The sequence below is a fragment of the Demequina activiva genome (assembly GCF_016862815.1).
Lineage (GTDB): Bacteria > Actinomycetota > Actinomycetes > Actinomycetales > Demequinaceae > Demequina > Demequina activiva.
This window is the reverse complement of sequence record NZ_BONR01000001.1, coordinates 16708-28907: the sequence shown is the minus strand read 5'-3', so window position 1 is coordinate 28907 and position 12200 is coordinate 16708. Positions and strand designations below refer to the sequence as shown.

Genomic DNA, 12200 nt, shown 5'->3' with positions numbered 1-12200 from the left:
TACTTCCCTCGGCGGGCACGCTCGCCGCACGCCTCGCACGGTCGACGGCCCACGTCCCCTAGGCTGACCCCGTGCATCTCAAGACGCTGACGCTGCGCGGCTTCAAGTCGTTCGCGTCCGCGACCACGCTCGAGTTCGAGCCGGGGGTCACCTGCGTGGTGGGCCCCAACGGCTCCGGCAAGTCCAATGTGGTCGACGCGCTCGCCTGGGTGATGGGCGAGCAGGGAGCGAAGACGCTGCGCGGCGGCAAGATGGACGACGTCATCTTCGCCGGCACCTCCGGCCGCGCACCGCTGGGCCGCGCGGAGGTCTCGCTCACGATCGACAACTCGGACGGCGCCCTGCCCATCGAGTACACCGAGGTGACGATCACCCGCACGCTGTTCCGCTCGGGCGGCTCGGAGTACCAGATCAACGGCTCGCCGTGCCGCCTGCTCGACATCCAGGACCTCCTGAGCGACTCCGGCCTGGGCCGCGAGATGCACGTGATCGTGGGGCAGGGGCAGCTGGACGCCGTGCTGCGCGCCACCCCCGAGGACCGCCGCCACTTCATCGAGGAGGCCGCGGGCATCCTCAAGCACCGCAAGCGCAAGGACAAGGCCCTGCGCAAGCTCGACGCGATGCAGGGCAACCTCACGCGCGTGCAGGACCTCACGGCGGAGATCCGCCGCCAGCTGGGCCCGCTGGGCAAGCAGGCCGAGGTCGCGCGTCAGGCGCAGCGCATCCAGGTCGATGTCCGCGACGCTCGCGCGCGCCTGCTCGCTGACGACCTCGCTCAGCTGACCGCGCAGCTCGAGCAGGAGCAGGCGGACGAGACGGCGCTGAACCAGCGCCGTGCCGAGGTCGAGAAGGCGCTGTCCGAGGCCCGCGCCCGCCTCGCGGACCTCGAGCGCACGGCCGCCGAGTCCACGCCTGCGCTGACCAAGGCCAACGACATCTACTACCGCCTGAGCGCGATCCGCGAGCGGCTGCGCAACCTGGCCGGTCTCGCCGAGGAGCGTCTGCGGATGCTCGGCAACGCCACGCAGGAGGCGCCTCCCACGGATCTGGTGGATCTGGACGAGCAGCTCGAGCGCGCCCGCAGCGCGAAGGCGGAGCTGGACTCCGAGGTCGCGGCGGCCGCGACCGCGCTCGAGGAGGCCGAGGCCGGCCGTCGCGAGGCCGAGCAGGTCGCCGAGGGCTCCGAGAAGCACCTCGCCAACCTGCTGCGCTCCGTCGCGGACCGCCGCGAGGGAGTCGCCCGCCTCGCGGGCGACGTCTCCGCTCGCCGCTCGAGCGTCGAGGCGGCCGAGGCGGAGATCGGCCGCCTGCGCGAGGCGCTCGCCGACGCGGAGCGCCGCGCGCACGAGGCGACCACCGAGTTCCAGCATCTCGAGCAGCAGGTCGCCTCCGTGGAGGAGGGCGAGGAGGATCTCGACGAGCAGCACGAGGCCGCCACCGAGGAGTGGGATGAGGCCAAGTCCGCCCTCGACGCGCTCAAGGACGCGCTGAACGGCGCGATGCGCGAGCGCGACACCTGGGCGGCCAAGGTCGAGGCGCTCGACATGTCGCTGGCGCGCAAGGACGGCGCCGGCGCGCTGCTGGCCTCCGGCTCCCGCTCCGTGCGCGGCACCGTCGCCGCGCTCATCGATGTCGCGGACGACGCGGAGGACGCCGTCGCTGCCGCCCTGGGCGGGCTCGCGGACGCGGTCGCCGTCGACTCGGTCGAGGACGCGGTGGACGCGATCCGCTGGCTGCGCGACGAGGACGCGGGCCGCTCATGGTTCCTCGTGGGCGACGCGGGAGCGACCGTCACCAACCCCGACGTCGCGCTGCCGGACGGCGCTGCCTGGGCGGCGGACCTGGTCTCCGGCCCGGCGGGCATCGTCGACACCGTGCGCTCGTTCCTGTCCGGGGTCGCGGTGGTGGATGACCTCGCAGCCGCACGCGCGGTCGTGTCCGCCCACCGGGACGTGGTCGCCGTCACCCGCCGGGGCGACCTGCTCGGGGCGCAGAACGCGCAGGGCGGCGCCGGGGATGCGCCCAGCGTGCTCCACATGCAGGCCGCTCTGGACGAGGCGCGGACCAAGCGCGATGCGGCCACCGGGAGCGTCGAGTCCACCACGTTCGCGATCCGCGAGGCGGAGGAGCGGGCAGCGCAGGCGCGCACGGCGTTCGAGCGCACGCTCGAGCGGCTCAACGAGTCCGACGCCCGCATGTCCGCGGTCGCCGAGCAGCTGGGCCACCTGGGCGCCTCCGCCCGTGCAGCCCGCGCCGACGCCGAGCGGCTCGAGACCCAGATCGCCGCCGCGCAGGAGCGCATGGCGACGCAGTCCGAAGAGCTCTCGAGCCTTGCGGAGCGGCTGGCCGCCGCCCAGGCCGAGCCCGAGCAGACCGAGGCGGACACCGCTCAGGCGCAGTCGCAGCGCGACGAGGACGCTCAGGCGGCCGTGGCCGCGCGTGCCCGGGAGACCGAGGCCCGCCTGGCCCTGCGCACGGCGGAGGAGCGGGCGCGTGCCCTCGCCGCGCGCGCCGAGTCGCTCGAGCGCGCGGTGGTCGCCGAGCGCGACGCCCGCGCCCGTGCCGAGGAGGCGGCCAGGCGCCGCGAGCGCCAGGCACAGGCCGCGCGCGAGGTCATCGCCGGCACGGCCGATGCGCTCGCGGCCATCGACGTGTCCGTCGCCCGGGCGGACGACGCCAGGGCGGCCGCGGAGGCCGCGCGCTCCGAACGCACGTCCGAGCTGGCGGACGTGCGCGCGCTCGTCGAGCAGCACGCCGACGAGCATCGCCGGCTGACCGACGACGTCCACCGTGACGAGGTGGCGCGCGCGCAGCAGAAGGTGCGGCTGGAGCAGCTGGAGCAGCGTGCGATCGACGATCTCAGCATGGATCCGTCGCAGCTGGTCGAGGAGTACGGCCCGCACCTGCCGGTGCCGGTCACGGACGCCGAGCCCGACCCCGACACCGGGGAGCAGCCCACCGAGCCGTTCGTGCGCTCCGCCCAGGAGAAGCGGCTGCGCACCGCCGAGCGGGCGATGGGGCAGCTGGGGCGGGTCAACCCGCTCGCGCTCGAGGAGTTCGCGGCGCTCGAGGAGCGGCACACGTTCCTGCAGACGCAGCTGAGCGACATCAAGAGGTCGCGCGAGGACCTGCTGGAGATCGTGCGGGAGATCGACGATCGCGTGGAGCGCATCTTCGTCGAGGCGTTCGCGGACACGCAGCGCGAGTTCGACCGGATCTTCCCCCGGCTGTTCCCCGGCGGCGAGGGCAAGCTGGTGCTCACCGACCCCAAGAACATGCTCGAGACCGGCATCGAGGTCGAGGCTCGCCCGGCGGGCAAGAAGGTCAAGCGACTGTCCCTCCTGTCAGGAGGCGAGCGCTCCCTCACGGCGGTGGCGATGCTCGTCGCCATCTTCAAGGCGCGCCCCAGCCCGTTCTACGTGATGGACGAGGTCGAGGCGGCGCTCGACGACGCGAATCTGGGCCGTCTGCTGGAGATCTTCACCGAGCTGCAGGAGGACAGCCAGCTCATCGTGATCACGCACCAGAAGCGCACCATGGAGATCGCCGACGCGCTCTACGGCGTGACCATGAGGGGCGACGGCGTCACCACCGTGATCTCCCAGCGTCTCAAGGACGACGACGCGGCCTGAGCGCCGGCGCCGTCGCGGCTACCGCGCCACCGCGGGCTGCACGGCGACGTCGTAGTCAGCGGCGACGCCGGTGTAGTACGTCGTGACCGCCACCAGCCACGTGCCGGCGGGCAGCACCTGGTCGATCAGCGGATCCACGTTGGCGAGCACATCGGAGTACGGGTTCTCGTCCGCGAACGCGAGACGGTACGGCGCGCCCGAGTCCTCGAAGCCGATGACCTCCAGCACCAGGTCCTGGTCGCTCAGCGTCGCCGCCTCGAGCGTGAGGCGCTGGTCGCTCGGGACCGTGACGCACACGTAGGTGCCCTCGCCGTCGACGGTGATGGCCTCGCCCGGCGCGAGCGCCGGCGCGTCCGCGCACAGCGCGGCCGTCGCGTCCGCGTGCAGGGACGTGACCTCTCCGCGGCGGAAGAGGTCCGCGTCGTCGTCCACGTAGAACTCGAATTCACCTGTGGGCAGGTCGAACCATGCGGTGGCCTCGAGCAGGTACGTGCCCGGCTCGAGATCGAGCGACATCTCGGGATCCAGGCCGATCGCATCGTCGGCGGTGCGTACCAGCGTGGGCTGCTCGCCGTGGCGGTAGACCGCGAGCTGGAGGTCCGGTGCGTCCTGATCCGATGGCTCCGCGGAGGCGAGGCCCACCTTGACGAAGCCGGCCTCCTCGATCTCGAGGCACGCGTAGTGAGCGGCCGACTCGCCTGCGGCCGCGCTCACGGTGACCGGCGCATCGTCCCTCACCGTCGGCACGTCCGCGCCGCACGCGTCCAGGGGCGGCAGCTGCGCAGCGTCGGCGGGCTCCTCCGCCGTCGCGGGGAACGTCGCCGTGTAGATCAGGAACGGGGGAGTGGCGCCTGCCGTCCCCGTCACCTCGATGACGTAGGTGCCCGGCTCGAGGGTGAGGCTCACCTCGGGGTCCCAGCCGGCCTCGCTCTGCGCCCCGCCCAGCTCCGTCCCGTCGACGTCGAGCACGGCCAGCACCACCGCATCGTCCGGTTCCAGCGCGGCCGCCCCCACGGTGACCTGGCGCCGTTCGGCGAGGACGAAGCACGTGCGCGGCTCCGGGCCCACGACCTGCTGGTCGAGCGCGATAGACTGGTCCGCGACGCCACCGCAGACGTCGCCTGCAGTCGGCGAGGCGGATCCCGCGACGGCAGCGTCGCCTGAGGGTCGCGCTGCCAGCGCGACCGCCACCACGATCCCCACGATCACGACTGCGCCCGCCACGATCCACGCCACGGCCCTCCGGCCGGTCCGAGCGTTGTCCATGGTGGGAGGGTAGCCGCTGCTGCGATGCCCGTGGCGACGACTCCCTGGCCGATCACGGGGCTCCCGTCCGGGGCCCGAACCTGAGTTGATTCTGAGTCCGATGCAGGGCCAGACTTCCGTCCGGAATGTCCCTTTCTCTAGGAGGAGCACGTTGTTCTCGTCGATCGCTGGAATGCTGTCGTTCATCGTGGTGCTCGCCGTCGTCGTGATGGTGGTCGCCGCACTCGCCGAGGGGCGTGGACGGCACGTGGCACGCCTGATCCTCGGCGTGCGCTCGCGCCAGTCCATCGAGGACGTGTTCGCACCGGCCCCGCGACAGGAGTCGGACTGGAGCCTCATCGATGAGGTCGCCTCCGTCCCCGACCGGCCGGCGCCGGGCACCCGTGCCGCCGCCTGGGCCAAGGAGACCGCCGGGCACGCCCGCGTGGTGGTGGCGGAGCAGGCCGCGGCCCTGCGCGAGCGCGGCGAGGACCTGCCGGGCGCCGCTGGCGTCGAGGCGCCGCGCACCGGTGAGCTCAGCCTCGGCGGTCGCTGAGCAGACCTGCCGGTGGTGCCGGGACCGTCTGATGGTGCCTCGCGCGCCTCTCGCGACCTGACACACTGGACTCATGGACGTCTCCTGGATCCCGGGGTCCGCTGACCTCGTCGTCGTCATCGTCGCCGGTCTCGCCGTCGTGGGAGGCGCGGGCGCAGCCCTCGCCGCTCGGCGCGGTCGGGGTGCCCAGCCCTCCCCGAAGCGTGAGTCCGGCCCGGCGTCGGCCGCGCCCACGGTCACCGCTGGGCGCGCCGATGCGCCCGAGGCGCCCGGCGCTCGCCTCGCCCGCCTGCGCGCCCGCCTGTCCGGCGGGCTCGGCGCGAGCCTGCTGGCGATCTTCTCCAAGGACTCGCTGTCGCAGGACGACTGGGACGAGCTCGAGGAGACGCTGCTGCTCGCGGACGTGGGAGCGGCGGCCACCGACGACATCCTCGCGGGGCTGCGCACGCGACTGCGCGACGAGCCCGACTCGGACCCGCGCGCGATCCTGCGCGCGGTGCTCATCGAGACCATCGATCCCGCCCTGGATCGCTCGCTCGCGCTGGGCGAGCCCGGCGGCGGCGCGCACGAGCCCATCATCGTGGTGGGCGTCAACGGCGTGGGCAAGACCACCACGGTCGGCAAGATCGCCCGCGTGCTGGTCGCCGAGGGCCGCACCGTCGTGCTGGGCGCGGCGGACACGTTCCGCGCGGCCGCCGCGGATCAGCTCGAGACCTGGGGCGCCCGGGTGGGCGTCGAGACGGTGCGATCCGACCGCGACGGAGCCGATCCCGCGTCGGTGGCCTTCGAGGCCGCCGACCGCGCCCGCGCCGAGGGAACGGACGTGCTGCTCATCGACACCGCGGGGCGACTGCAGAACAAGGCCGGGCTCATGGACGAGCTGGGCAAGATCATCCGCGTGGTCTCCAAGGTGGCCGAGCCCGTCGAGGTGCTGCTGGTGCTCGACGCCACCACCGGGCAGAACGGCCTGGCGCAGGCGCGCGTGTTCGCGGAGGTCGCGAACGTCACCGGGATCGTCCTCACCAAGCTCGACGGGACCGCCAAGGGCGGGATCGTGATCGCCGTCCAGCGGGAGCTGGGCGTCCCCGTCAAGCTCATCGGCCTGGGCGAGGGCGCGGATGACCTCGCGCCGTTCGACACCGAGCAGTTCGTGGACGGACTGCTGGGCGCGCAGGCGTGAACCTCGACGATCTGCCGGCGTCGCTCGAGCCCGCGCAGGTGGTCGAGGCCTACGACCAGGCGTGGCGCGAGGGTCACTACCCCGCCTTCCTCGCGCTCACCACGCCGCGACTGTGGGACTCGTTGGGCGTGCACTCGCGGGACGACTTCGCGGACGCCACCGCGGACTACCTCGAGGCCTCCGAGGGCCTCACGATGGCGGTCACCGCGGTGGACGTCGACGGCGACCGTGCCACGGTCGAGATCACGGAGACCTCGCTCGACGGCAGCGACCACGTGGTCGAGAAGGTGCTGCACCAGCTGCGACTGTTCGACGGCTGGTGGGAGGTCGACGCCATCCAGATCCCGGACGCCTGATCCGGACATTCCGCGTGAACCGCTCGTTCACGAATCTCGCAACGCACCTTTTACCTGAGCCGGGTTCTTGTAACCGTTCGGAAACACGGGGGCAGTTCAGGGGCAACAAACGTGCGGGAGGGTGACTCGTGACTCGCCGGAGCGGCGAGAGAATCAAGGAGAAGCAGAATGGATAGCGGCAACATTGCCTGGCTGCTGATCTCTGCATCGCTCGTGCTGCTGATGACGCCCGGTCTGGCGTTCTTCTACGGTGGCATGTCGCGGGGCAAGTCAGTTCTCAACATGATGATGATGAGCTTCGGCGCCATCGCGGTCGGCACCCTCGCGTGGGTGACGTTCGGCTACTCGATCTCGGGCGGCGGCGACACGATCAACAACATCATCGGTGACCCGCTCGGTGACTTCGGCATGATCAGCACCGTGGAGAGCGGCGACGCCATGTCGATCATCTCCGCGGGCTTCGGTGCGACGTTCGCCATCATCACGGTCGCGCTGATCTCGGGTTCGATCGCGGACCGCGCCAAGTTCGGCTCCTGGCTGGTCTTCGCGTTCCTGTGGGTCATCCTCGTCTACTCGCCCGTCGCCCACTGGGTGTGGGGCACCGGCACGGCCGGCGAGGGCTTCGACGCGCTGCTCGGCGCCGGCGGTCCGCTGTTCGCCGACCTCCCGGGTCCGTACGACTTCGCTGGCGGTACGGTCGTTCACATCAACGCTGGTGTGGCCGGCCTGGTCCTGGCACTGCTGCTGGGCGTCCGCAAGGGCTTCGGCAAGGAGCCGATGCGTCCGCACAACCTGCCGTTCGTCATGCTCGGCGCCGCGCTCCTGTGGTTCGGCTGGTTCGGCTTCAACGCCGGCTCCGCCTTCGCCGCGGACAACTGGGCTGCGACCGCGTGGGTCAACACCACCGTCGCGACCTCGCTCGCGATCCTGGGCTGGCTGCTCGTGGAGAAGATCCGCGACGGCAAGGCCACCTCGCTCGGCGCCGCCTCCGGCGTGGTCGCCGGTCTGGTCGCCATCACCCCGGCATGTGCGTCGGTCGACACCTGGGGAGCGATCGTCATCGGTCTCATCGCCGGTATCCTCTCGTCGCTCGCGGTCGGCCTCAAGTACAAGTTCGGCTATGACGACTCGCTCGACGTCGTGGGCGTGCACCTGGTCGCCGGCCTCTGGGGAACCCTGGCCATTGGCCTGGTCGCCTCCGGCGCCATCCAGGACGACCCGGGCCTGTTCTACGGCGGTGGCATCTCGCTGCTCGGCGTGCAGGCAGCCGCAGCTGGCGTCACCATCGTCTACTCGGCGATTGCTACGCTGATCATCGGACTGGCCATCAAGTACACCATCGGTTTCCGAGTGAGCGAAGAGGTCGAGGTCTCCGGCATCGACCTCTCCGAGCACGGTGAGACCGCCTACGAGGAGGCGAAGTAGCCATGAAGCTGGTCACTGCAATCATCCAGCCCCACCGTGTGGACGAGGTTCGCGCTGCTCTCGAGGCCGCTGGCGTCAAGGGCGTGACGGTCTCCGAGGCCGCCGGCTACGGACGCCAGAAGGGTCACACCGAGGTCTACCGCGGCGCGGAGTACACGGTGGACCTGGTCCCCAAGACCCGTCTCGAGGTCCTCGTGGACGACGCCGATGCCGCTTCGGTGACGGAGGCGATCGTCTCCGCCGCGCAGACCGGCAAGATCGGTGACGGCAAGGTCTGGACCGTCCCCGTGGACGACGTCGCTCGAGTTCGCACGGGCGAGCACGGCGCGGACGCTCTGTAGTCGGGACGCTCCACATCTATGACCGGCCCGAAGGGCGCTGTCCCTGACGGCCACCACGCTGAGGTCCCGCACCCCCTGGGGGTGCGGGACCTCAAGCGTGAGCGGGCGGAGCTGGCGACCCGCCTCACGCAGGAAGGCACCTCCGGCCCCGAGCGGCGCCGTCAGATCACCAAGCTGATCCTCGCGCGGCTCGCCGAGCACTGGAACGCCTCGCAGCCGTTGGCCGAGGGAGTCGCGCTGGGGGCCGTGGGCTCGGTGGGTCGCGGCGACGCCGGTCCCGCCTCGGACCTGGACCTGGTGCTGATCCACGACGGCAGGACCAACTCCTCCCAGCAGGTCGCGGATCTCGCCCAACGTCTCTGGTACCCCATCTGGGACGCCGGTCTCGAGCTCGACTACTCGATGCGCTCCATCACGGAGTGCCGCCAGGTGGCGTCCAAGGACCTGGCCGCGGCGGCCGGTCTGCTCGACCTGCACCCCGTCGCGGGCGACGCCGCTCTCACGCAGCAGGCACGGGCCGCGATCTACCAGGACTGGCGCGGCGCGGCGCGCAAGCGCCTGCCCGAGCTGCTGTCAGCGTCGCGAGCGCGCTCCGAGCGCCACGGCGAGCTCGCCTACCTGATCGAGCCGCACCTCAAGGAGGCGCGCGGCGGCTTGCGCGACCACATGAGCCTGAGCGCCCTGTCCGCGACCTGGCTTACCGACCGGCCGCACGGGTCCGTCGACGATGCGGGCGACCACCTCAAGGACGTGCGCGACGCGATCCACCTGGTGACCGGCAGGCCCGTCAACGTCCTGGGCCGTCACATCGCGGATGAGGTCGCGGAGCTCATGGGCTACGACCACGCTGACGACCTGCTCGCGTCGCTCGCGGAAGCGGGGCGCACCGTCGCCTACGCCCTGGACACCACCGAGCGCGGAGCGCGCCGCTCGCTGGAGCGCTCGGGCATCGGCTCGCGGGCCTGGCGTGCACGCAGGCGCGGCACGGCTCCCCGCCACGTCGACGTGGCCCCGGGGCTCATCGACGTCGACGGCGAGCTCGCGCTGGCGAGCGACGGCAGGCCAGAGGAGGACCCCCTGCTGCCGCTGCGTGCTGCCGCGACCGCCGCGACCACCGGGCTCACCTTCACCCCCAACCTGCTGCTGGCCCTGCAGCGCACGCCGGACCTCCCGGAGCCGTGGCCGGCCGCGGCGCGCCAGCACCTGCGCGACCTGCTGCGCGGCAGCCAGCACCTCATCCATGTGTGGGAGGCGGTCGACCTCCATGGCCTGGCAGTGCGCTGGGTGCCCGAATGGGAGGGCGTGCGCAACCGGCCTCAGCGCAGCCCGGTGCACCGCTTCACCGTCGACCGCCACATGCTCGAGGCCGTGGTCCTCGCCGGCAAGCATCGGCGGCATGTGCCCGACGGCGACCTGCTGCTGCTCACGGCGTGGCTGCACGACATCGGCAAGCGGCCCGGCGCCACGGACCACTCCCGGGATGGCGCGGCGCTGATCCCGCGCATCGGCGAGCGGCTGGGACTGTCGGAGGCCACCACCGCGGATGTGACGGTCCTGGTGCGCGAGCATCTGACGCTGGCAGGCCTGGCGACCACGGAGGACCCGGCCGACCCTGCGACCGCAGCGGCGCTGCTCGATGCGGTCGACCATCGTCAGGATCTGCTCGAGACGCTGCGCGCGCTCACGGAGGCGGATGCGAGGGCGGCCGGCCCCAAGGCCTGGACCACGTGGCGCGCGAGCCTCATCGACACGCTGATGGCGAGCGCCCGCCAGCAGCTGCGCGAGCGCCCCTGACCCAGGCCCCCTGCGCGCTGTGGGGACCGCTCGCGCGCGCCGGTAGGCTAGAGGTCACGTTTCACCCGAAGGGACATCTGTGTTCGCGAACCTCTCCGACCGCCTGACTTCCACCTTCAAGGGCCTGCGCGGCAAGGGCAGGCTCACCGAGGCGGACATCGACGGCACCATCCGCGAGATCCGTCGTGCGCTGCTCGACGCCGACGTCGCCGTGCCCGTGGTCCGCACCTTCACCGGCAACATCCGTGAGCGGGCGCTCGGCGCCGAGGTCTCGGGAGCCCTCAATCCGGGCGAGCAGGTCGTCAAGATCGTCAACGAGGAGCTCATCTCGATCCTCGGCGGCGAGTCCCGCCCGTTGCGTCACGCCAAGACCGGCCCCACGGTCATCATGCTCGCCGGTCTCCAGGGTGCCGGAAAGACCACCCTGGCCGGCAAGCTCGCGCACCATCTGAAGGGCCAGGGCCAGACGCCGCTGCTGGTCGCCGCGGACCTCCAGCGCCCCAACGCCGTGAACCAGCTGCAGGTCGTCGGCGAGCGTGCCGGCGTGCCGGTCTTCGCTCCGGAGCCCGGCGTCACCCGCGAGGGAGAGCGCCAGCGCGGCAACCCCGTGAAGGTCGCCAAGAAGGCCATGAAGGAGGCCGAGCAGCGTCAGCACTCGGTCGTGATCGTGGACACCGCCGGGCGCCTGGGCGTGGACGCCGAGCTCATGAAGCAGGCCGCGGACATCCGCAAGGCCGTCGAGCCGGACGAGGTGCTGTTCGTCATCGACTCGATGATCGGCCAGGACGCCGTCGCCACCGCGACCGCCTTCCAGGAGGGCGTCGACTTCACGGGCGTCGTGCTCACCAAGCTGGACGGCGACACCCGCGGAGGCGCGGCGCTGTCCGTGCGCGAGGTCACCGGCCGCCCCATCCTGTTCGCGTCGACCGGCGAGAAGCTCGACGACTTCGAGGTCTTCCACCCGGACCGCATGGCCGGCCGCATCCTGGACATGGGCGACATCCTCACGCTGATCGAGCAGGCCGAGAAGGCCTTCGATCAGGAGGAGGCCGCCCGGATGGCCGACAAGGTCACCAAGGGCGAGGACTTCACGCTCACCGACTTCCTGAGCCAGATGCAGCAGCTCAAGAACATGGGCTCGATGAAGAAGATGCTGGGCATGCTGCCTGGCATGGGCCAGATGCGCGAGCAGATCGAGAACTTCGACGAGCGCGAGCTGGTGCGCACCGAGGCGATCATCCAGTCCATGACGCCTGCCGAGCGCGACAACCCCAAGATCCTCAACGGGTCGCGTCGCTCGCGCATCGCTTCCGGATCCGGCATGCAGGTCTCGGACGTGAACTCGCTGGTCAAGCGCTTCGAGGACGCGCAGAAGATGATGCGCGCCATGGCCAAGGGCGGCGGGATGCCGCAGATGCCTGGCCAGGGCGGCGGTCCCGGCGCGTGGGGCGGGATGCCGGGCGGCAAGAAGTCCAAGGGCAAGCAGGCGCCCCAGCGCAAGGTCAAGGGCAAGTCGGGCAACCCCGCCAAGCGCGCCCAGCAGGAGGCCGCGGCGCGCAACCGCGCGGCGCAGCAGGCGCCTGCGGGGAGTGCGTTCGGGCTGGGCCAGCAGGAGAAGGACTTCGACCCGTCCCAGCTGGACGCGGACCTCGGCAAGTACCTGAAGTAGGG

9 protein-coding genes are annotated in these 12200 nt (G+C 71.7%); 8 read left to right on the top strand and 1 reads right to left on the bottom strand.

Annotated features, from left to right (window positions below; all coding sequences use genetic code 11):
* The first annotated feature begins 71 nt into the window (after window positions 1-71).
* Window positions 72-3632: a chromosome segregation protein SMC gene (smc, locus tag Dac01nite_RS00150; protein WP_203652762.1), complete on the top strand. Its 3561-nt coding sequence runs from the start codon at window positions 72-74 to the stop codon at window positions 3630-3632.
* An 18-nt stretch (window positions 3633-3650) separates the two neighbouring features.
* Here the strand turns inward: smc and Dac01nite_RS00145 are convergent, their stop codons facing one another.
* Window positions 3651-4898, bottom strand: a complete 1248-nt coding sequence (locus Dac01nite_RS00145; protein ID WP_203652761.1) for a hypothetical protein — start codon at window positions 4896-4898, stop codon at window positions 3651-3653.
* 151 nt (window positions 4899-5049) lie between these two features.
* On the opposite strand from Dac01nite_RS00145, the gene Dac01nite_RS00140 reads away from it, so the two are divergent.
* The 7 genes from Dac01nite_RS00140 (at window position 5050) to ffh (ending at window position 12198) form a co-directional block, all read left to right on the top strand.
* Window positions 5050-5433, top strand: coding sequence for a hypothetical protein (locus tag Dac01nite_RS00140; protein ID WP_203652760.1), 384 nt, complete (start codon window positions 5050-5052; stop codon window positions 5431-5433).
* Between the two features lie 73 nt (window positions 5434-5506).
* The gene (ftsY, locus tag Dac01nite_RS00135; RefSeq protein WP_203652759.1) at window positions 5507-6613 is read left to right on the top strand and encodes a signal recognition particle-docking protein FtsY; all 1107 of its coding nucleotides are present in this window, start codon (window positions 5507-5509) and stop codon (window positions 6611-6613) included.
* Window positions 6610-6969, top strand: coding sequence for a nuclear transport factor 2 family protein (locus Dac01nite_RS00130; protein WP_203652758.1), 360 nt, complete (start codon window positions 6610-6612; stop codon window positions 6967-6969). Before ftsY ends, Dac01nite_RS00130 begins: the two co-directional genes overlap by 4 nt.
* Before the next feature lie 168 nt (window positions 6970-7137).
* On the top strand, window positions 7138-8394 hold the full coding sequence (locus tag Dac01nite_RS00125; RefSeq protein WP_203652757.1) for an ammonium transporter: 1257 nt from the start codon (window positions 7138-7140) through the stop codon (window positions 8392-8394).
* A gap of 2 nt (window positions 8395-8396) precedes the next feature.
* Window positions 8397-8735: a P-II family nitrogen regulator gene (locus Dac01nite_RS00120; RefSeq protein WP_203652756.1), complete on the top strand. Its 339-nt coding sequence runs from the start codon at window positions 8397-8399 to the stop codon at window positions 8733-8735.
* Window positions 8736-8753: 18 nt separating this feature from the next.
* Complete coding sequence (locus Dac01nite_RS00115; protein WP_203652755.1) at window positions 8754-10529, top strand: [protein-PII] uridylyltransferase family protein; 1776 nt, start codon at window positions 8754-8756, stop codon at window positions 10527-10529.
* Window positions 10530-10608: 79 nt separating this feature from the next.
* Window positions 10609-12198 carry a signal recognition particle protein gene (gene ffh / locus Dac01nite_RS00110; RefSeq protein WP_203652754.1) on the top strand — a complete coding sequence of 530 codons (1590 nt, stop codon included), beginning with the start codon at window positions 10609-10611 and terminating at the stop codon, window positions 12196-12198.
* The last annotated feature ends 2 nt before the right edge of the window (window positions 12199-12200 follow it).